Below are 19,207 nucleotides of genomic sequence, written 5' to 3'. Positions count from 1 at the left end.
TCAGCGGGCGGAGTCCGGATTTGAAGCCTGAAAGCGTTGCCAGCGCAGATCAATGAGGCGGGCGGCGAACGCGTAAACCATGAGCCAGACGGGGAGCAACCAGCCGCCATGGTCCGGCACCAGCGCATGTGCCAGTAGGGCCGAGCCCCCACTGCCGGCCATGGCAACGTAACACAGCTTCGCGGTGCGCGCATGACCCAATCCCATGCGCACCATGCGCTGGTAGTAGTGGGTGCGATGCGCTCGCCAAACCTTCTCGCCCCGCAAGGCGCGCCGCGCCAGCGTGAGCGAGGCATCGAAAATGAACATCGAGAAGGCAAGCAACGGCAGCCAGCCCGGCCACAGCCCGCGTGCCATGCCGACCAGTCCGAGCGTGGCCGCGGCAAAACCGAGCGGCACTGAGCCGCCATCACCCATGAAGATGCGCGCCGGATGCCAGTTCGCCCGCAGAAAGGCCAGCGCGGCCGCGGCGATGGCCAGACAGAGCGCGGCCATGCCGGCATCACCGGCAACGAGCGCCGCACCGCCAAGCGTGGCGAAACCGAACAGCGCCATACCACCGGCCAATCCGTCGGAGCCGTCCATGAAATTGAACAGGTTGGTCATCCACACGATGGCCGGCACCGCCGCCAGCGCCATTGGCCAGCCCAGACTGTCAGGCAGCAGACCGAGCGCAACACCGGAGGCTGCCATGCCATGTACCGCGAAGCGCAGCCCCGCGGACAGATTGCGGAAATCGTCGGCCAGAGAGATGCCGATCAGGAGCATCAGCGCTGCCAGCAGCACCCAGCGCCCGGGCAGATCGATCAGCAGCAACGCGCACAAGCAGCCCGCCATCACGGCCAACCCGCCGCTGCGTGGCACCGGCTGGCTGTGTAGCGAACGTTCATTGGGGCGATCAAGCGCCATCCGGTCACGCCCGGCGCCCAGTAACCAGTGCAGGCACAGGGTGGCAACCACCCAGGCGATCAGCGGCACCAGCCAGAGCTGCATGCTCATGACGCGCATTCCGCGGCCACCATGGCCTTCAGCGCCTCGTCCATGGTCTGCGGCGGCTGCCAGCCCAGTTCGCGCCGAATGCGGCTGCCGTCCAACACCAGCGATCCGGTCAGCCGGTCGACCGCCGCCGAACGCCCAGTCAGCGTCCCGGCCAGCCGGAGCAGGACGACCGGCACCGGCAGGAGCCGGGCAGGCCGCCCAAGCGCCCGACCGATGCGCCGGCAAAGTTCTGCGGTGCCGACATCTTCGCCATCGGTAACGAAATAGGTACGGCCTGCCGCCGCCGGATGCTCGACACAGCAGCGCAGCGCATCGGCCAGATTGCCGACCGCCACCAAGCTGCGGCGGTTGCGCACGCAGGCCAGCGGCAGGGGCCAGCCGTGCGCCACTGCGCGTACCAGCGCGCGGAAGTTGGCGCTCACACCCGGGCCGTAGACCAGTGGCGGACGCACGATCACCACCTGCATGCCGGTGTCCATGGCGATCTTTAGCAGCGCCTGTTCAGCTTCGAACTTCGAAATGCCGTAAGGGTCGGTGGGCCGTGGTAGGGTGGTCTCGTCGATCACTCCGTCCGGCGGACTGGCCTCTCCAACCGCCTTGACCGAACTGACGAACACGAAACGAAGCACGCCAGCCGCCGCCGCTGCGCGCGCAAGACGCTCAGCACCGGCGGTATTGACCGCGCGGAAGGCCGCCAGAGGGTCGGCCGAGCGGTCATCCATCTGATGCACCCGCGCCGCCAAGTGAATCACCGCCTGAACGCCCTCGAACGCGCCGCTCCAGTCGGTGTTGCCGTCAATGCCGGCTACCCGGAAGCCTTCACCCGCCCGTACCACCGGACTTACCTGATGTCCGGCCGCGCTCAGCGCGCGCGTGGTCTCGCGGCCTACAAAGCCGGTGGCTCCGGTCACGAGCACCTTCATCGGATATCCAGCGAACGATCAGCGAATTGGCTCAGACGACTGGCCAGCTTCACCAGAATGAACCAGGGCGGCACCGGAATGTTGTGGGAACGAACGGCGCGCCAGGCTTCGAGATTTCCGCGCAGAACGTTGCGCAAGCTGGCATTGCTGGCGCCGCCCATGCGCATGCGGACCCAGAATTCAGGCACGAAGCGGGTGCGGATGTGATGAATGTCGAGCAGCCGCAGCGCCATGTCGAAATCGGACTGCAAGGCATAGTCGAGATTGAAGCCGCCGTACTCGGCATATACGCTGCGGCGCGCGTAAAAGGTGGGGTGTGCAGGCATCCAGCCACTGCGCGCGCACAGACCAGGCACGTAATCGCGCGAGCGCCAGACACGGCGGATCAGGTCTAGCTGCTGCGGATCGACGAAATACAGATTGGCGTAACAGGCGTCGAGCGTCGGATCAGCCATGACCGACGCAATGCGCGAAAGCACGCCGGGATGAGCATAGACATCGTCGGAATTCAGAAAACCGACGACATCGCCGGTGGCATGCGCCAGCCCCTTGTTCATCGCGTCATAGATGCCCTGATCGGGCTCGGACACGAACACCTTCACATGGCCGCCCTCGCGCTCGACCAGCGCCCGGGTGCCGTCGGCAGAACCGCCGTCGATCACAATGTGTTCGATGTCAGGGTGGTCCTGCGTAGCCACCGAAGCCAACGTATCGCCCAAGGTCGCTGCAGAGTTATAGCAGACGGTGATGACGGAAATCTTCATTCAGGTACCCGGAGGGCGGCAACCGGGCGACATCATGCCGGTCCGGGCCGCTGTGACAGTTTGAGCGAAATCAGGCGCGCGCACAGCGCGGACGCGAAACGGATGCGGTGCATCAGTCTCTCAACGACACCGAAGTGGCTGCGCTCGCCCGTGGGCGATGCGTTGGCACCGTGACGACGATACAGCAGCGTGACCTCGGCCACGAAACGGACGCGGCCGGTCGCAGTGGCGATCAGGCCGATCCAGGTATCGTGCATGGGCAGGCGGTCCGGAAAGGGTAGCGCACGCGCGAGCACAGTGCGGCGAAACGCCATGCAGCAGCCCAGAAAGCTGTTGCGCCACAGATTACGCAGCACGCCCGGTGCCGACCTCCGAAGCACAAAGAAGGACGGTGCGATCACGTTAAGAGAGGCATCGGTCACCTGGCAGTCTGACACCGCCAAATCCGCGTCAGACAGGGCTTCCAGAAACACCGAGCGCTTGTTCGGCAGCCAAACGTCGTCCTGATCGCACAGGAACACGATGTCGCCACGCGCCGCGGCGAGTGCTCGGCCGAAGTTAGCCACCACGCCCAGTCGGCGCTCGCCGCGCAGCAGCCGGATACGCGAATCTCCGCATGCGTTGATCAGTTCCAACGTGCCATCGGTCGAACAGTCGTCTGCGATCACCAGTTCATCGCCTGGATCGAGCTGGCCCAGCACCGATTCAAGCTGAGCCCGCAGATGACGCTCCCCGTTGCAGGTGGCCAGGCAGACCGAAATCATGCCCTCGTCACGGCGGCATAGGCCCGCCGGCACAGACGGTAGAGGCTGACCGGCAGCATGCGCTTGAGCAGCCGGTTCACCTGCATCAGGGGAGTGACCCGCGGCGCATGGCCAGCCAGCAACATCAGGTCCAGCGCATCGCCCGGTGCGGTCACGCGCACCGCGCGCAGCACGCACTGGTAAACCGTGGCATGCGGATTGCGCAGCACCGCGGTCTTCAGATCGTCCGGCGCGCGGCGCCAGAGGTCGGCGTACTCAGTGTCCTCCGGCGCGCGGCTGACGAAGCCGGCTTCGACGACCTTGAATCCGGCGCCTTCGACCAGCGCCTGCATGTTCTTCAGCCCGAAGAAGCGGATGTGGGTGCTGTCCAGCAAACCGGCGTCGCGATACTCGAAGTCCTCGTCCATCAGGCAGGCGTGGATAACCGCGTGACCGATGTGGGGCAAGGAAATCACCACGCAGCCTTCGGGCGTCAGCAGCGCCTCACAGGCACGGAGCAGATCCTGCGGCTGATTCAGGTGCTCCAGCACATCTGCCGCGACCAGCGCGTCGAAATGCTCGCCACCGACCTCGCCGACCCAGGCCGTTTCGTTCAGATTAGCCTGAATCACCCGCTCGCAATGGGGGGCAAGGTGGGGCAGGAAGGACGCCTCCAGTTCCACCGCGGTGACGCGGCTGGCCCGCTCGGCTTTGAGGCGGCGGGTAATCGAGCCCGGACCGGCGCCCAGTTCGAGCACCCGCGCGTTCTCGGGCACCATCGCCAGTACGATGTCAGCAGCGTTCTCGCCCTGTCCGTAAAGCTTTTCGTAGTGGTAATTGATCGGCTCAGCGCTTCCCATTCGACTCCCCGGTTCTGATGCCCACGCGAATCAGGGTGCGGGACAGCAACCGATCCAGTGCATTGGCGTAGCGCAGTATTTTACTTTTGATGAAGAAGCCGCGCAGCGCGCGGTCGAATTCGGGTATTGGCCGACGCGGCACATCGCTCACCGTCAGCGGCACGGGCGACGGCTGTACCCGGTAAGGATCGAAACGCCAGGACGAACAATGAACACCGGTGCCATCCAGCCCGATGTTGCGAATGGTCGATCGAACCGGTGCCAGCGAAAGCTTGCCCGCCAGGTACAGCGAGGCGTGCCAGCGAATGAACCACGAGTTATTCCGGCCGGAAATCTGGTCGTTCAGCATCCGCATGAAATTGCCGGGACCGACACGGTCGAAGGCCACGGTCAAAGCGCGCTCTTCAAGCGCCTGTACGAGCTTGCGGCCATCGGGTTCGAACAGCTGCCAGGCGCGTGACCAGGTCGCCCAGCCCCAGCTCATCGGGAACGGCAGCAACAGGGTATCCGGCATGCCGGCCGGCACGTTCACCGGATACATGTAGGCGGAAACGCAGCCCACCGCCTCATCGTCCGCATAATGGTCAAGCGCATCGTTCATGTAGCGCAGGAAGTGCGGCGAGGTGATCAGGTCGTCCTCCAGCACGATCACCCGACCATGCCGCGCGCACAGCAAGCCAGCCCCGTCGATGATCGAGCGCGCCAGGCCGAGGTTGTGTTCGCGCCGTATCAGCGTGACCGACGCGAAGCCCTGCACGTCTCGCACGCACTCCAGCACCTCCTCATGGGCAGCACGGGTGGCTTCATCCCGCGGCGCATCGGCAAAAACATAGAGCGGCGTCTCGTTAGCAAGCGTGTTGGTCCGCAGCGCAGCCAGCGTCTGGCGCGTGTGGTCCGGCCGGTTGTAGACGAAGAGGGCGACCGGGGCCCGACTGACTGAGTTCAGGGTCGCCATCACGAGCGGTGTCGGGCCTTGAGCAGTGCGCGCAGCGCCCGGCGCGATTCAATCAGGCCAAGCATCAGCGAACTCGACATCCTCGGAGCAAGTCGCACCATGGACGCCGGGCGGGCAATCTCTGCAAAGGGGCGTACCGCCTCGGTCACCTCGTCCACGAGAGCAGGATCGATCTGCAGGCGGTGATGGCGCAGCAGCATGAACGAATAGACCAGGCGGCGCTTCTGCAAACGGAAAAAGGCGCGCAACATGTCCTGCGTCACCCAGGGTGCACGCGTGGCTGCACGCACCAGCATCGCGAAATGACCAAACGCGATCTTCGCATAGGCCGACGGATTCGCCTGCCAGCCATCCTGCGGCAGCAGGCCGATCACATGGTTGCCGGCGAAGTGACACCAGCGGATGTCGCGAGCGGCTTCCAGAAAGACACCGACCTGACAGTAACAGGTGCCGAAATAGCGCGACACGTCCACACTGCGCCACAGTTGGGTGCGAATCAGGAAGGTCGGAAGGAAGGTCGGAAGGTGGTGTCGTGTGTGGGTCACATAGCTCTGCAGACCGACACCGAACACGTGCTGATCCAGCCGGGCCGCTTCCACCACGTGTTCGCCAAAGCGGCCGGCGACGCGCTTGGCATGGTTCATCAGGACGAAGTCGATATCGGGGCGCTCGGCGAGAAAGTCGAGCACACGGGCCAGACCGTCTGCCTGGATGAGATCGTCCTGACCGCTGAACCACAGATACTGGCCTCGCGCCAGCGAGGCGACGTGGGCGAAATTGCGATCCATGCCGAGGTTGACGGCATTGCGCTCGCAGCACAGCCGAGCGTCCAGCGATGCCCGGCGCGTCAGCGCCTCCCAGCTGCCGTCCAATGAACAGTCATCGGTGACGACGATTTCGAAGTCGCTGCGCCCGAGGGCCAGCAGGGCATCCAGCAGCCGTTCGAGATGGGCGCCACCGTTGTATGCCGGCACGCAGATGGATATCAGCGGAAAGGTCATGACCTGCGTGGCTTGGGCAGGGAGAGCAGGATACGCACGCGGATCAGCACACCGAACAGCGTGACCGCCGTCAGGTAGAGCAGCGCGAGCGCGGCCGGGATGCGGCCGAAAGGCAATGCGAAGAACACGAGCAGCGTGTGACCATTCACGGTAGCCAGCGCCGCGTAGAGCACGCGCACCGGGGCCGGAAACCGGCTCTGGAAGCCCCCGCTGGCGATCGCGCTCCCGGCATTCGTCTCCGGCAGTTGAAGGCGCACCGCCTTCAACTCCTGACTGATGACAGCGTAGTACAGGAAAGCGAACAGCGCAGCGCTGGCGAACAGCCACAGGGCGGTATCCTGATGACGCCAGCCGGCCGCAACGATTACCAGCGACACCTTGGCCAGATCGCTCATGTGATCGAAGCGGAAGGCATTGCGTGACACCCGGTCGGACATGCGCGCCACCGTGCCGTCACAGAAATCGAGCAGCAGCGACACCGTCCAGAAAATGACGAACAGCCAAGCGTCCGGCTGCAGTACCAACGCCGCAGCGGCCGCTACAGCGGCGGCGCAGGACAGGGCCGTGATCTGGTTGGGCGTCATGCCGAGCGCGTTGAGCGCGCGGGCGAACGGGAAGGCAAAACGGTACATAGCCAGCAGCAGCAGGTTGTGGCCGATGGTGCCGTGGTTCGCATACCGGTCGGAAAACACGCGGGCCAAGAGAGAAGTCATGCCGGAAAACGGGCCCTCAGAGCGCCGCCGCAATGCCGGCCAGGCGCTCGCGGGTGACCGCGGATTCAAGATCGCTCACGGTGTCGACCTCTACCCAGCCGCCATTCACCGTGACCGCCGACAGAGCATTGCCCTCATCAATCATGAGTTGCAGCAGATCGGTCATGTAGGCCTTCTCAGGCGATTTGCCTCGCAGCAAACCGGCCGCCCGGGCGCGATGGAAGGTGTCGCGCAGGATGTCGAGACCGCGCGGCGAGAATTTCATCAGGCCCATGTACTGGCCCTGGATCTGGTCCAGCGACAGCGGTTTCTGTCCGATCTCGATGATATGACCGGCGGCGTCCATGCGCAGTGTCTCGGCATCATCCAGCGGGTTCTCGTTGCGCGCCCGCCAGTATCGCTCCCAGTCCAGATCGATGGTCACCGCGATATCGGCGGTCGACGCCAGCAACGCACGCAGGATGTCGCGCGAATAGACGATGTCGCCATAGGCCAGCACCAGTTCGCCCTGCAGCGCCGACTCTGCGCTGAACAGCGTCCACACCATATTGGTCTCGGCGTAACGCGGATTCAGCTCCAGCCCCAGACCCGGGCGCTTCAGCATGTCACTGCGATAGCCACCTACCAGCGTGATGTCGGCAACGCCCTCGCTGCGTAGAACCGCGAGCTGGCGGTCGAGCAGACTCGCGCCCTCGACCTCGACCAGACATTTCGGGCGATCCAGCGTGTAGGGACGGAGGCGGGTACCCTCGCCCGCGGCAAGTATCAGGGCCTTCATTCCTCATTCTCCAATCAGAAGTTGTCGGGCTCGCGCCAGTTCGCCTGCGCCAAAACGCGCCTCGCGCTCCGGATGCCACATCCAGCCCTCCCAGCGCAGTGCGCGGTGACGCATCGCCTCGATGCTCCCGTCCGGCGCGGTGGCCAGCACGGCGTAGCCCGGCGGACAGGCGGCCAAACCCCAGTTGTGGAAGCTGTTCACCTCCGCCGGGATGGCGCCGGACAACACTGCGTCGCCCTGCAGGGGGTGACGCGTACCGGCGTGGCCGCCAACCGGCACCAGGGTGGCGCCTGCATGGTGCGCGAGCATCTGCATGCCGCGGCAGATGCCCAGCACCGGCAGCCCGGCTCGCGCCGCGTGCTCGAGCAGCGCAGCTTCGGTGCCATCGCGTTCCAGGCTGTCGCCGATGTCGTTGCCGCCGGACAACAGCACCGCGGTCGGTGCCAATGCCGCCAGCCAGCCCGCCAGGTCATCACCCAACGCGTTCGGCACCGGCAGTGACAGCGCCCCCAGCGCGCACACCCAACCGGTGAGCCGCTGGTCCAGCGCATCGCGGTTTTCCGCGCGCGCCGGCACGCGGTCCACGCGCTGGCTGATGGCGATGAGCGGTCGCGTGCTCACGGCCGGCGTGCGATCAGCACGTAGATGTTGCAGAACTGGTCCGGCAGGAAGCGCATCAGCGCGTCCTGCAGCAGCTGACCCAGGCCGGACAGGCGGTAGCCCTCGGCACGCGCCCGGTTCTCGTCGAATGCCTTGTGCGTGCGGGCACGGAAGAAAGCGAACTTGTACAGGATGGGCATGTTCTCGACCGGCGACACCGACTCGACCACGAAACCCGCACGCTCGAACAGCGCGGCGAACTCGCGCCGGGTCAGATTCATCTTGTGGAAGGCGGTGCCGGCAACCTTGCCGCTGCGGCGCGCCCTGCGATCCGCCAGCCGGTCGGTCAGGCGGGTCTGGATGTTGTCGGCGCGGAATGAGGCGCACACCCTGCCCCCCGGTTCGAGTACGCGCAGGGTTTCGGCCACCGCCGCATCCAGGCCATGTTCGAGATTGTGATAGAGCCCGTAGGCCAGCACATAGCGGAAGCGACCATCCGGAAACTGCAGCCGGGTGATGTCACCGGTTTCGACCTTGAGCGTGGGGTCAGCGTCTCGCAGCTTGGCCACGGCAACATCAATGTAGTCGATGCCCGTGATGTCATAGCCCCGCTCGTGAAAGTACCGCAGGATGCGCCCGGCACCGCAGCCCGCTTCCAGGATGGCGCCGTCGCGCGACACCACCGTCTGCAGCGCGTACTTCAGCGGGTACACGCCCTCGTTGGTCATCGCGCTGTCGGCCGGAATGTCGGCCCAGCGGGAAGCCCAGTAGTCCTTCACGCCGCGGCTTCGATAGGTGATGCGCATCTGTGATCCAGGTGTCTGCGGAAATATTCGTCCTGCGGCTCGCTCACTGTCCGCCAAGAATGGCGAGATGCTTGAGCACCGGATGAATGATGTAGTAGGTGTCGCCACCCGCATTGTCCGGCAGTTCGAAAGTCCAGTCGCCGTCGCGGCGCCAGGCCTCCAGCGTGTCGACCAGCACCCGAGCGCGCGCGGCGGAATCATAGACGTGATCGATGCGGGTGCGCAGCGCCGGCGGGGCAAAGCGCCGACGACGTATGACCGGGCCGCAGTCGATCTCGGCGGTCAGAAAAATCGCGGATGCCCCGATCGCTCCTTCGGCCAGAAGACTGAAATAGTTGGTGGTACTGCCCTTGAAATCGGGCAGATAGCCCCCGTGCACATGCAGGAAGCGCTTGCCGGTCGCCAGCACCGCAGCGCGCAGCAGTGCGCCGCCATAGCCGGAATACACCAGCACTTCGGGCGCGGCCTGCGCGATCAGCGCCACCACCGCCGGATCGTTGATGTCGCGCGAACCGGATACGACGTAAGGCAGGCCGAGCCGCTCAAGCCACGGTCGCAACGGCGCCGCCGGATCGAATTCCGCCTCAGGCCAGTCCGCATCGGCGCTTGCCATGGACGTGTCTGCGGCCGCCTGGCCGGGCATCGCTGCCGGCGTATCGGCGTCGAGCAGCAGCACCCAGGCCGGCCTCAGCCCCCGGCGCTCCATCGCCGCCAGGTAGGCACGGGTACGCGAGGTATCCGCGGCGATCAGTCCGAACTCATGCGACATCGACCGTCACTCCCTCTGCAAGGGCCAGCATGCGGACCGCAGCGAGTTCCGCCTCCACCAGCAGTGCCAGTCGTTCCGGCGGGCAGGCCGGCCGCAGCGTGCCGGCATCGAGCGACAGCAGCAGGTCGACCAGCTTGAGCTGCGTACTCAGGTACTGCAGGTGCCCGGTCAGGGCGTGTGCCAGCGCCAGACAGAGGGCCAGTTCAACGTAGCGGGCCGGGTCACGCGCTTCGCCCTCACCCTTGCGGAAACCGGGTGCATAGGCGGCATACAGCTTCTTGCTCACCTCGAAACGCTGGACCACGCGGTTCAGCCAGGGCCGTGCCGCCGCGACATCGCCGTCGGCCAGCACGCCGAGCAGCGCGGCCAGCAGCGGCTGCAGCGTCACACCGTCGGCGGGCGAGAACCCGCCAAGCGCCGGGCCCGACGCCAGCGCACGCGCCGCGGCCGACAGAGCGGCCTTCAGGTCGCCCTGTGGCGGGCAGGATGCGCCCTGCAGATGCTGCGCAAGCCGCACCCTGCGGTCTGCGCCATAGGCAGCGAGAAAGTCCTGCCCGCCGTACGGCGCATACATGTACGCATGCGGCGCATCGAGCCGGTTCTCGGCGGCGTACGGATAGTTCACGCGGGCACCCCGCAGATGCGGTCCGCGATCACCGGCGCATGGGCCAGCAGGGCGTCAAGCGACCCGTTGTTGACGATGAGCAGGTCGGGCGCGGACGGGCGCGGAAAGTCGAGGTCCAGCCCTGCCACATCGCGGATCTCGCCACGCGCATGGCGGGCGTACAGACCCTTGGAATCACGCTGGCGCAGTACCTCGATCGGCGTGTCGATGAACACTTCGTAGTACTGACGCAGATGGTCGCGGCACCACTCGCGCGACTCGGGAAAGATGGACAGGATGGCGCACACCACATCGATGCCCTGGGCGTCGAGGAAGGCACACAGGCGGCAGATGCGCTCGGCGTTGCGCCGGCGGCCGTCGAGGTCGTGACCGAGGTCGTTGCCGAACAGTTCGCGCACCCGGTCGCCGTCGAGCAGCACCACCTGACGTCCGCGCGCGCGGACGGTGTCCACCAGCTTTTCGGCCAGCGTGGTCTTGCCCGCGCCGGACAGTCCTATCAGCCAGACAACCATGTCGTTTCCGTTCAGTGCAAGGGAGTGATCAGGCCGGCGGAACAGTCAAGACTGAGCCGGCGTGCCTGCAGGAATGCTTCGAAGCGCTGCTCGCCACAGCCGATGGCGGCCGGAATGCCGAACTCGGCGCAGCGTATCGCCATGTGAGAGTTGGCGCCGCCGTACTTGGTGACCAGACCGGCGATGCGCTGCGCGAATATCCAGTCGTAACCGGGATCGGCATTCTCGATCAACACGATGCGCCCATCGAGTGCCGGCGCGATCTGGCGCGCATCGAGGCACACCAGGTCGGCGGTCACCTTGAGTCCGGTGATGAAATTGGGCTGGCTGACCTGGAAGGGCACCACATGCACGCCCGCTTCGTCGAACAGCACCTGCGGCAGGCGGATCGCCGACGTCAGCGCGTGGCGCTCCGCCTCGCGTTCGGCAATCGCGCGCAGACGCTCCTCGACCGATGCATCAGTACTGCACAGCGCGACGTCGAGCAGCGAGCCGACCGGCACATGCGACATCTCCTCGCGACTCAGGCCGTGACGTTCACCAAAATCGGCGATCAGCTCCAGCATGGCGCTGATGGAACGGGTGAACACGAACTTGCCGTACTCGCGGCCGGCGATGGCCGCCGCGCAGTAGGCCAGCAGTCGCCCGCAGTCGACGCCGTCCAGCCCGGCCTCACGCAGCAGCGCCTCGATGGCGGCGCGCTGCCGGGCATCCGGTTCGAACGCCGGCGGATGGCTGACCGCCTCGCCCTGCGCGGCACCGCCGGAGGTGGCGAAATCCTGCATCTGATCGTAGCGCGGCGACAGGATGTCGTAAGTGCCGGGCCGCAGGTGCCCGTAGCGGTTCATGAAGGCTGCACGCGACAGCGCGTCGGTCTGGAGGCGACGCATGTCGTCAACCAGATCGCCCGCCACGGTGCGCACGCCGGCCTGGAAGCGGGCCACGTCATCGGTGGTCAGCGCGCCGCGCGCCACCAGCGACTGCAGCAGCGTGCGCGCGATGAAGCCGTGCCGCGCCAGCACCGCGAACGGCTCTGTGCCGAGACGGCTGCAGTCCTCGATCATGGGCAGCAGCGCGCAAAGCCCGCTGTCCGCGGCCGGCAACTGCTGCGCGGCGAGCTGTTCCACCCGGGCCAGTGCGGCCGCGATGGCGCCATCACCCTCGCCGCGCAGCAGCGGCAGCGTCATCCGGCGCAGCGCATCGCGGAAGGCCCGGCGTTCGTCCGCCGACAGGGCCTCGCCGACCAGCCGCTCGAGCCTGTCATCGACATCGAAACTGAAAGTGGTGATGGCCACCTCGAACTCGATCTTGTCATGCAGTTCCGGGTGCGCCCGCAGCCGCGCCACCCAGGCATCGACCAGCTTGCCGGCGACCGGCGCCGGCAGGTCGGCCGGAAGATAGGAATGGAAGCTGAGCCGGGTGTCGATGAAGGGCTGGCCGGCCAGCGACACCATCAGTGCCTGTCCGGCCGGCGTGGCGTAGCCCATGCTCTCGCGGGCACGCCGCCACGCATGATCGGTGATCAGCGTGCGGTACAGGGAAAGCGCCAGCGCACGCGGCGCGCGACCGATCATTTCCGCTGGGTTCCAGTCCGGCATCTGGCCGAGCACCGTGGTGTGGCCGAACACGCCGTGCGCCGGCCGCAGGCGCTCACGCACGAAGGTCTGGATGCCGCGCAGTTCGGCATCGATGCGGCGCGCCACCGCGCGGTTCCAGTTCGGCTGGGTAGTGATCGCGCGCACCTGCAGCAGGTAGGGCTGCAGCGCTTCGTCGAGCGCGAACTCGATGTCGAGGAACTGGCTGCCGAGCAGCTGCTCCAGCTCCTGCACCGCGGCGATCAGGCGCTGGAAGCGCTCGGACCGGATCGCATCGGCCGCGCCGCGGTGGATGTACAGCGTGCGGTTGGCATACTCGCCACCGCCCGAGGTGACCGTGTTGGTCAAGCCGGACACGTCGTCGTAGTTGATGACGTAGTAGGGCGCGCCGGTATTGAGGTCGTGGGTGAACACGACGCCGCTCATCGCCGGACGCTCGATCAGCGTCTGGAAGATCACTTCGTCACGCGACGCGCTGCGGCGGTCGCGTGCATAGCTGTCCATCACCGTCCGGGCGGCCGCCAGCAGCGCCGGCCCGTCGTCCGCTGGTACGCCCAGCACTGAATCGTAGGCACCGGCCTTGGAGGCGAGCACACCGTCCTCGTCGCCGGCCGACGAGCGCACGATCAGGGCCGTCGCGCCAAAGCGCGCCGAAACCTGGGCGCACAGCACCTCCTCCGGCATCTGTGCCAGCTGATCGACAGTGAAGGCCAGCAGATCCGGCACACGGAAGCGGGTCACCCGGGGCTGCAGCTCGATCAGCATGCGGGCCTTGGAAAGGGTCTTGTTCATCATCGCTGATTCATTTTCCGGGAACAGGCACGACACGGCGCAGCAGACGCCCGGCATTGTCCAGATAGAGGCCGCCCACCCGCGGCAGATTGCGGCTGAAGGACTGCCACAGGGCACTGCGCAGGCGCCCGGCGTCGGTATCGGCGTCCTGCCCAAGATAGCGGCCGACCGCCTCGCGCTGGGCGTCGCTCACCGCGTCGAGCGGTTCGGCGAACAGCCTGCGCAGGGCCATGAAGCGCTCGATGTCGTCCTCGTCGCCATAGTCGCGCAGATCCTGTTCGCCGTCGCGCACCGCGCGCGACCCTTTGATCACATAGGTGGGCGCCGGTCCGTGCAGGAAGAAGGCCACCCCGGCCTCGGCCAGATAGAAGCTGTGCGAGCCTATGGTGGGCGAACACGCGTGGCGGAAACGCCGGGCGATTCCGTAGAAGCGGTCGACAAAACACTGCGCATTGGTGGTGCCCGCAGTCACGATGGGAAAGCCGTAGCGGCGCAGCGTCCGGTGCATGCCCTTGAGCACGTCGTGAAAGGACAGGCAGATCACCACTGGATGGAACCGGGCCGGCAGATCGCAAAGGCTCTGCATGTAAGCGTCGAGCGATTCGAACACCGGCGTGGTGGTGGCATTGGAATGGGTGAAGAACACCACGGTGCCGCGGCGTGCAGGGTCCGGTTCCGGAAAGTGCTTCTTCCGGTATGCCAGCCAGGGATGCGGGACGTGCAGCGCCTGCTTGCCGTGCCGCTCGCGCATCAGCCGGGCCTTCTTCCCGTTCCAGGTCAGGAACAGGGCGTACGGCGACTCGATCTCGTTCGGCCAGCAGCGCGATTCCCAGTGAACCCCGTGATCGGACGTGGCACACAGCGGCAGCCATGACGGATAGCCCGCCCAGGCGCGCAGCGTGCGGCCGAAACTGGAATTCTCGGTCTCCCACGACGCCCAGGGCGCAAGGCCGGCGTCGGTCCGGCGCTGCAGGCGGCTAAGGCGCAGCAGTTCATCGTCGCTGAAGCCTTCGTGCGGGTCTCCCGGCAGCAGGGCGCTTTCCAGCGGATTCAGCACGGCCACCCCTTGCCTATCGTGATGTATCTGTCGCCGGCATCGAGTTCACGCGTCGCGGTTGCGGTGAAGGCGGCCGCAGGCGACGGTGGTGCAAGATCTGCGGGTGTGTCCGGCTGCCGTGTGCTCCAGCCGCGGAAGGTCCACTCGCTAGGCGACACCGCCTCCCAGTAAGCCGGATTGCGATGCTGATCCAGCATGAAGCGCAGCGACTCGGGCTGCATGCCCAGCCAGTCGCAGAAGCGCTCCAGATGCCGCGGCGGCACCAGCTCGTGCTGCCGGACCAGCGTCAGGCCCTGCTCGCGGGTCAGCCGACCGTGGCGGATTTCCCGCGTGGCGTGGTCGGTCACCCGCGAATAGCCGTGCTTGAACAGCTTGAGCTGGTCGTGCAGATCCATGTAGTTGAAGCAGTCGACATGGTCATAGGTGTCGAAGGTGCGGGCAAACGCCGCCGACGCGTAATCGTGGCGCGCGATCATGGCCTCGTGCTGCGCCTTCGGGTCCCAGCGCACGTAGTTGCCGAGGTAGATGCCGCGCACACCCACCGCGTCGAGCGCGGCATCGTCCGGGTAGCGGTACTGCCAGATATCACCCTCGGTCAGGGTATCGAACACCGACAGCAGGTCGTCCGCCTCGTAGCCCATCAGGTCGTGGTCCTTGCGGTAGCGGCGGGTCATCTCGACTTCGTGCAGGTGCGAGAACATGCCCACCTGCTCCAAACCCTGATGCGCGCCCCAGATGATGAGCGGAACCCTGAACCGCACCGCAGTCTGCACCGGGAAAACGGTCTGCCCGGCGAGGATGGGCCAGTAGATGCTGCCGAAGCGTCGCAGCGTGCTGCGGACGATGCGCTTGACCGACTCCGGATTGACGTTCTGGTAGAGGATGTCGCAGTTCAGGCGGATGCGCAGATTGGCGAGATTGCGTATGCCCAGCGGCGTGTTGAAGTAGCGGTTGTAGGTCACCAGCAGCGGATTGAGACCCAGCCGTTCCTTCACCAGATGCACGATGTAGTAGGCGTCGTGCGCACCGCTCACCGGCACGATGCAGTCATAGTTGCGTCCATCGGTGCCGCGGTAGGGCGCCACGATGGACTCCAGTCGCGCCCAGCGCTCGGCCCAGTCCAGACTGTCCTTCTCCTCATGCACCCGGCAGCCGGAGCAGACGCCTTCGTCGTCCAGCACGAGTCCGAGCGGGTGGGCGGTTGTGTAGAGGCAGCGCTTGCAGAACTCCATGCTTCAGGATCCTTCGACCGGTGTCGGACCGGCGTGCATCGGCGGGCGCAGGGCCGCGCTGGCCACCGCCCGCTTGTAGGTCTGGTAGGCGTGCTCGCGGTAGGCGAACGGATTGCCGACCGCCACCGCGGCAACCGCCGGCTGTTCGAGGAAACGCCGCGTGACTGCCGGATCGGTGAAACCGCCGAACAGGATGAGCGGCACGTCCGGACAGGGCAGCTCACCCAGCCGTTCAGGTTCGAAACCGGTCAGCCCGCCCTCGTTCTGCCAGTCGATCAGCATCAGTTCGGACACCGCTCGCTCGGCGATCAGCGCCGGCACGCCATCGCCGAAGGGCAGACACCGCCGTGTGAGGTAATCGTGGCGGAGCACGCTGTCGGCGAAGCGCACCGGCACCGCGGCGATCAGCGCCTGCGCCCCCAGCCGTGCCGACATGCGGCGGACCTCGTCCGGTGCGCGGTGCAGCGCCTGGTCGACGGTCACCCGGTCGGCACCGGACTGGATGGCCCGCACGGCGTGGTCGGCCGAGGCGACACCGCCGCCATAGATCAGCGGGGTCTCAAGTCCGAGCCGACCGAGGCGCGAGAGCAGATCGAAATCCGGTACCCGATCGCCGGCACTGCGGTCGATCACTTGCACCAGGATTTCATCGGCGCCCCAGCGATCGAGATTCTCGACGAGGCACTCCGGTCGCCCGAGTGGCAGGTAGCGTCGGTAGCCGAAGGACTGCACCGCCCAGCCGTTGCGTACGGTCACCACACCGATCAGACGCTTTCTAAGCATGCGCCAACTCCATGATCAGGGTATGCAATAGGCGCGTACCGGCGCTCTGGCTCTTCTCCGGATGGAACTGCAGCCCGGCCACGCGGCCGAGGCGCACGGCTGCGGTCACTGGCTGAGGCAGCCGTGCCTGCGCGGTGACGCAGGCACCCGCATCGACCATCTTGAAGGAATGATTGAAGTAGAAGGATTCGCCCTCGCTCTGGCGGAAGGCCGGATCGTCGCCGACACACTCCAGGGTGTTCCAGCCGATGTGCCAGGGTGCTTCATCCAGTGGCACCACCCGCCCCGGCAGGATGCCTAGGCCGCGGGTCTGCCCCTGCTCGAACGACTCCTGGGCAAGCAGCTGCATGCCGAGGCAGATCCCGAGCAGCGGTCGTCCGGCCTGCGCCGCGTCACGCAGATAGGCATCCAGCCCGGTGTCGCGCAACTGCGCCATCGCCGCAGGAAAGGCACCGACGCCGGGCAGCAGCAGAACATCACAGGCATCGAGCCCCTGCGCATCCGCAGCCACCCGCACGCGGAAGCCCGCGTCGTGCAGCACGTGGCTGACCGAGGCGTGATTGCCGACACCGTAATCGACCAACCCGACGGTAGTGCGGCTCACAGCCCTTCCCCCACCCGGAAGCGCCGGGTTATCGCGCCATCGCTGCCGATGTCGAACAGTTCGCGGTTGGTCGACGCGTGCACGTGCTGCCAGAAGCGTTCTTCGCTGATGCCGATGAAGTCGCAGAAACTGCGGATGTAGCGCGGCGAGCACTGGCCGTCGTAGCGCTCGACCAGATCGATCGCGGTGGCGCGGTCCATGGTGCCGGCACGCATGGCCTCGTTCACGTACTCGGTGACCTTCCCGAAGCCGAACTTCAGGTATTTCACCATCTGGTTCATGTTGTGCCAGTCTTCGTCCAGATTGCTCAGGCCCAGAAGGTCGCCGGTCTGGTCAGGCCCCTCCGCGCGGATGCTCAGGCCGTGCGGGCAGGCGTAGCCGGCGTTGTTCACCAGGCTCCAGTCGCCGAGGAACCAGCCTAGAAACACGATCTGGATGTCGGCCGCAGCGAACTCCGCTTCGCTCGGATAGACATAGGGCAGGATGTCGCGTAACGGATAGCCGGCTTCCAGCATCCATTCATGACCCGAACTCAGGGTGTTCGAGTATCGAAGATTGTTTCCGTCATAACCGTTGCGACCCATGGTCTTGAGGTCGCCCACCTGCAGCGCCGGGTTCTCGCCCCAGAAGATGAGCGGAATTCCGTAGCGGCTGGCCAATTGCGGCACCGAACTGAACAATGCCAGTTCGGAGGAGCGAGCCCAATTGGTGAACTTCATGAAGCTGTCGTGCATCAGTCGGCGCCAGGTGTCCGGTGCCGGTGAGGACAGTACGACATCGAATCCGAGTTCGATCAGGTTGGACACGTTGTTCACGCCGAGCACGGACACCTGCTGCGGCGGATGGCTGAGCGACACCAGCAGTGGATGCATGCCCAGCTTGTCGCGCACCCACAGCGCCTGGCGGGTGCTGTCCTTGCCGCCGCTGACGCCGATGATGCAGTCGAAGCCGGCACGATCAGCACGACGGTGCTTCGCCACCAGATCCTCGATGATCTCGAAACGCTCCTGCCAGTCTATGCCCTGGGCCGCGCTGTGATAGGCGCAGGCCGGGCACCGCCCTTCCGGCGTGAAAATCGTGTTCGGACGCGTGTCAGGCTGCAGGCAGGTGACGCAGTACTTCATGGGGCGATCGATTGTCCGTAGGCCGAGGCCAGTACCGCGTGATCGCGGCACAGCAGCGGGATGCCGTCGAGTACCGGATAGACCAGACCGGTTTCGCGCGACGAGAAGGCGCTCTCCGAACGCACCAGCGGTGCATGAGTGAGCGGGCAACGCCAGGCGGGCAGCGCGGGTACGCCCGCATCCGTCTTGACGATGCACGCGACGCCACTCGGATTGAGCGGGTTCACATAGAAGTCGAGAAGACGATAGTCGGCGACCGTGCAGCCCAGAGCCTCGGCGGTCGCCTTCAGGTTGCGCACATAGCCGTGATGCGCCATGCGCTCGCGTGCCTCCGGGCCGGCCAGTTCGTAGATCGGTTCGACCAGCACCACCGCACGCCGGGCTACCCGCAGCAGTTCCTGCAGCGCAGCCTGTTCGCGGCCACCGTTCGGCTCCAGCGAATGCGAGGTATAGACCACATCCACGCTTGCATCGGCCAGCGGTATGTGGAACAGGTCAGCCACGAACAGCTCGGCCTGCTGCGTCTTCTGCCGGAGCCAGCCACGGCCGTGCGCACAGCGCGACCAGCTGATGTCAAACCCGAGCGCGGTAGCCGGCCGCTGCGGCAGCGCTTCGAGCAGGCCGGCCAGCGTAGTGGCTTCACCCGAACCGACCTCCATCACCGAGCCGCTCGGCGGCAGATGAGGGGCAACCAGCCCGGCGAGCTGAGCGCACCAGCGCTGCTTGCCCGCGGGGTCGGACAGCGCATGGCGCACGTAGGCTCCGGCCTGCAGGTCGTAGGCAATCAGCGTCGCGGCCGAAAGATTCTCGTTACGGCCGAGCATGCGGCGCGCGTACTCCATCGCGTTCTCGCCGCGTGCGAATGCCTCGCGCATGCCTGCGAGCAGGGTACGCAGTTCGGCAGCCGCTGCATCGGTGGCCTGCTGGTCAAGGGAAAACATAGTCTTCGCGTGTCAGTCGGGGTTTGAGAGG

At 66.1% G+C, this 19,207-nt stretch carries 21 protein-coding genes; all 21 read right to left on the bottom strand.

The features are described from left to right. The 21 genes from WDZ97_RS17160 to WDZ97_RS17060 are packed head-to-tail and all read right to left on the bottom strand — an operon-like array spanning position 1 to position 19,176. Positions 1 to 999: an MraY family glycosyltransferase gene (locus tag WDZ97_RS17160; RefSeq protein WP_425763558.1), complete on the bottom strand. Its 999-nt coding sequence runs from the start codon at positions 997 to 999 to the stop codon at positions 1 to 3. Further along, positions 996 to 1,922 (bottom strand): NAD-dependent epimerase/dehydratase family protein, encoded by a 927-nt coding sequence (locus WDZ97_RS17155; RefSeq protein ID WP_425763557.1) that lies wholly within the window; start codon positions 1,920 to 1,922, stop codon positions 996 to 998. The genes WDZ97_RS17160 and WDZ97_RS17155 overlap by 4 nt, the downstream gene beginning before the upstream one ends. After that, positions 1,919 to 2,686: a glycosyltransferase family 2 protein gene (locus tag WDZ97_RS17150; protein WP_425763556.1), complete on the bottom strand. Its 768-nt coding sequence runs from the start codon at positions 2,684 to 2,686 to the stop codon at positions 1,919 to 1,921. The genes WDZ97_RS17155 and WDZ97_RS17150 overlap by 4 nt, the downstream gene beginning before the upstream one ends. 32 nt (positions 2,687 to 2,718) lie before the next feature. Next, positions 2,719 to 3,450, bottom strand: a complete 732-nt coding sequence (locus WDZ97_RS17145) for a glycosyltransferase family 2 protein (protein WP_425763555.1) — start codon at positions 3,448 to 3,450, stop codon at positions 2,719 to 2,721. Beyond that, on the bottom strand, positions 3,447 to 4,289 hold the full coding sequence (locus WDZ97_RS17140) for a class I SAM-dependent methyltransferase (protein ID WP_425763554.1): 843 nt from the start codon (positions 4,287 to 4,289) through the stop codon (positions 3,447 to 3,449). Before WDZ97_RS17140 ends, WDZ97_RS17145 begins: the two co-directional genes overlap by 4 nt. Further along, positions 4,276 to 5,244 carry a glycosyltransferase family 2 protein gene (locus tag WDZ97_RS17135; RefSeq protein ID WP_425763553.1) on the bottom strand — a complete coding sequence of 323 codons (969 nt, stop codon included), beginning with the start codon at positions 5,242 to 5,244 and terminating at the stop codon, positions 4,276 to 4,278. Before WDZ97_RS17135 ends, WDZ97_RS17140 begins: the two co-directional genes overlap by 14 nt. Next, a complete protein-coding gene (locus WDZ97_RS17130; RefSeq protein ID WP_425763552.1) occupies positions 5,244 to 6,245 on the bottom strand; it encodes a glycosyltransferase family 2 protein in 1,002 nt (333 codons plus the stop codon). Before WDZ97_RS17130 ends, WDZ97_RS17135 begins: the two co-directional genes overlap by 1 nt. After that, on the bottom strand, positions 6,242 to 7,027 hold the full coding sequence (locus WDZ97_RS17125) for a CDP-alcohol phosphatidyltransferase family protein (RefSeq protein ID WP_425763551.1): 786 nt from the start codon (positions 7,025 to 7,027) through the stop codon (positions 6,242 to 6,244). The genes WDZ97_RS17130 and WDZ97_RS17125 overlap by 4 nt, the downstream gene beginning before the upstream one ends. Continuing rightward, positions 6,975 to 7,736 (bottom strand): NTP transferase domain-containing protein, encoded by a 762-nt coding sequence (locus WDZ97_RS17120; protein WP_425763550.1) that lies wholly within the window; start codon positions 7,734 to 7,736, stop codon positions 6,975 to 6,977. Before WDZ97_RS17120 ends, WDZ97_RS17125 begins: the two co-directional genes overlap by 53 nt. Before the next feature lie 3 nt (positions 7,737 to 7,739). Beyond that, positions 7,740 to 8,357, bottom strand: a complete 618-nt coding sequence (locus WDZ97_RS17115; RefSeq protein ID WP_425763549.1) for a gamma-glutamyl-gamma-aminobutyrate hydrolase family protein — start codon at positions 8,355 to 8,357, stop codon at positions 7,740 to 7,742. Continuing rightward, complete coding sequence (locus WDZ97_RS17110; protein WP_425763548.1) at positions 8,354 to 9,142, bottom strand: class I SAM-dependent methyltransferase; 789 nt, start codon at positions 9,140 to 9,142, stop codon at positions 8,354 to 8,356. Before WDZ97_RS17110 ends, WDZ97_RS17115 begins: the two co-directional genes overlap by 4 nt. A gap of 43 nt (positions 9,143 to 9,185) precedes the next feature. Then, entirely contained in the window at positions 9,186 to 9,911 is a 726-nt protein-coding gene (locus tag WDZ97_RS17105; protein WP_425763547.1) for a formyltransferase family protein, read from the bottom strand. After that, positions 9,901 to 10,536 (bottom strand): hypothetical protein, encoded by a 636-nt coding sequence (locus tag WDZ97_RS17100; RefSeq protein WP_425763546.1) that lies wholly within the window; start codon positions 10,534 to 10,536, stop codon positions 9,901 to 9,903. Before WDZ97_RS17100 ends, WDZ97_RS17105 begins: the two co-directional genes overlap by 11 nt. Further along, a complete protein-coding gene (locus tag WDZ97_RS17095; protein WP_425763545.1) occupies positions 10,533 to 11,048 on the bottom strand; it encodes an adenylyl-sulfate kinase in 516 nt (171 codons plus the stop codon). The genes WDZ97_RS17100 and WDZ97_RS17095 overlap by 4 nt, the downstream gene beginning before the upstream one ends. An 11-nt stretch (positions 11,049 to 11,059) precedes the next feature. Further along, positions 11,060 to 13,438: a PEP-utilizing enzyme gene (locus WDZ97_RS17090; RefSeq protein ID WP_425763544.1), complete on the bottom strand. Its 2,379-nt coding sequence runs from the start codon at positions 13,436 to 13,438 to the stop codon at positions 11,060 to 11,062. Positions 13,439 to 13,445: 7 nt separating this feature from the next. After that, positions 13,446 to 14,492 carry a hypothetical protein gene (locus WDZ97_RS17085; RefSeq protein ID WP_425763543.1) on the bottom strand — a complete coding sequence of 349 codons (1,047 nt, stop codon included), beginning with the start codon at positions 14,490 to 14,492 and terminating at the stop codon, positions 13,446 to 13,448. After that, the gene (locus WDZ97_RS17080; RefSeq protein ID WP_425763542.1) at positions 14,486 to 15,724 is read right to left on the bottom strand and encodes an N-acetyl sugar amidotransferase; all 1,239 of its coding nucleotides are present in this window, start codon (positions 15,722 to 15,724) and stop codon (positions 14,486 to 14,488) included. Before WDZ97_RS17080 ends, WDZ97_RS17085 begins: the two co-directional genes overlap by 7 nt. Positions 15,725 to 15,727: 3 nt before the next feature. Then, positions 15,728 to 16,507, bottom strand: a complete 780-nt coding sequence (locus WDZ97_RS17075) for a HisA/HisF-related TIM barrel protein (RefSeq protein ID WP_425763541.1) — start codon at positions 16,505 to 16,507, stop codon at positions 15,728 to 15,730. Beyond that, complete coding sequence (gene hisH / locus WDZ97_RS17070) at positions 16,500 to 17,111, bottom strand: imidazole glycerol phosphate synthase subunit HisH (protein ID WP_425763540.1); 612 nt, start codon at positions 17,109 to 17,111, stop codon at positions 16,500 to 16,502. The genes WDZ97_RS17075 and hisH overlap by 8 nt, the downstream gene beginning before the upstream one ends. Next, positions 17,108 to 18,235 carry an N-acetyl sugar amidotransferase gene (locus WDZ97_RS17065; protein ID WP_425763539.1) on the bottom strand — a complete coding sequence of 376 codons (1,128 nt, stop codon included), beginning with the start codon at positions 18,233 to 18,235 and terminating at the stop codon, positions 17,108 to 17,110. The genes hisH and WDZ97_RS17065 overlap by 4 nt, the downstream gene beginning before the upstream one ends. Next, positions 18,232 to 19,176, bottom strand: coding sequence for a methyltransferase domain-containing protein (locus WDZ97_RS17060; RefSeq protein ID WP_425763538.1), 945 nt, complete (start codon positions 19,174 to 19,176; stop codon positions 18,232 to 18,234). The genes WDZ97_RS17065 and WDZ97_RS17060 overlap by 4 nt, the downstream gene beginning before the upstream one ends. Between the last annotated feature and the right edge of the window lie 31 nt (positions 19,177 to 19,207).

The organism is Methyloversatilis sp. MC4-4 (genome assembly GCF_049843555.1).
Classification (GTDB): domain Bacteria; phylum Pseudomonadota; class Gammaproteobacteria; order Burkholderiales; family Rhodocyclaceae; genus Methyloversatilis; species Methyloversatilis discipulorum_B.
Note: the sequence above shows the minus strand (reverse complement) of the source record. Positions and strands in the feature narration are given on the sequence as shown.

Coding starts and splice junctions, on each gene's coding strand:
- WDZ97_RS17155 (WP_425763557.1), bottom strand. CDS start 1,922: ATGAAGGTGCTCGTGACCGGAGCCACCGGCTTTGTAGGCCGCGAGACC.
- WDZ97_RS17150 (WP_425763556.1), bottom strand. CDS start 2,686: ATGAAGATTTCCGTCATCACCGTCTGCTATAACTCTGCAGCGACCTTG.
- WDZ97_RS17160 (WP_425763558.1), bottom strand. CDS start 999: ATGAGCATGCAGCTCTGGCTGGTGCCGCTGATCGCCTGGGTGGTTGCC.
- WDZ97_RS17120 (WP_425763550.1), bottom strand. CDS start 7,736: ATGAAGGCCCTGATACTTGCCGCGGGCGAGGGTACCCGCCTCCGTCCC.
- WDZ97_RS17110 (WP_425763548.1), bottom strand. CDS start 9,142: ATGCGCATCACCTATCGAAGCCGCGGCGTGAAGGACTACTGGGCTTCC.
- WDZ97_RS17135 (WP_425763553.1), bottom strand. CDS start 5,244: ATGGCGACCCTGAACTCAGTCAGTCGGGCCCCGGTCGCCCTCTTCGTC.
- WDZ97_RS17105 (WP_425763547.1), bottom strand. CDS start 9,911: ATGTCGCATGAGTTCGGACTGATCGCCGCGGATACCTCGCGTACCCGT.
- WDZ97_RS17090 (WP_425763544.1), bottom strand. CDS start 13,438: ATGATGAACAAGACCCTTTCCAAGGCCCGCATGCTGATCGAGCTGCAG.
- WDZ97_RS17075 (WP_425763541.1), bottom strand. CDS start 16,507: ATGCTTAGAAAGCGTCTGATCGGTGTGGTGACCGTACGCAACGGCTGG.
- WDZ97_RS17130 (WP_425763552.1), bottom strand. CDS start 6,245: ATGACCTTTCCGCTGATATCCATCTGCGTGCCGGCATACAACGGTGGC.
- WDZ97_RS17145 (WP_425763555.1), bottom strand. CDS start 3,450: ATGATTTCGGTCTGCCTGGCCACCTGCAACGGGGAGCGTCATCTGCGG.
- WDZ97_RS17140 (WP_425763554.1), bottom strand. CDS start 4,289: ATGGGAAGCGCTGAGCCGATCAATTACCACTACGAAAAGCTTTACGGA.
- WDZ97_RS17065 (WP_425763539.1), bottom strand. CDS start 18,235: ATGAAGTACTGCGTCACCTGCCTGCAGCCTGACACGCGTCCGAACACG.
- WDZ97_RS17080 (WP_425763542.1), bottom strand. CDS start 15,724: ATGGAGTTCTGCAAGCGCTGCCTCTACACAACCGCCCACCCGCTCGGA.
- WDZ97_RS17060 (WP_425763538.1), bottom strand. CDS start 19,176: ATGTTTTCCCTTGACCAGCAGGCCACCGATGCAGCGGCTGCCGAACTG.
- WDZ97_RS17095 (WP_425763545.1), bottom strand. CDS start 11,048: ATGGTTGTCTGGCTGATAGGACTGTCCGGCGCGGGCAAGACCACGCTG.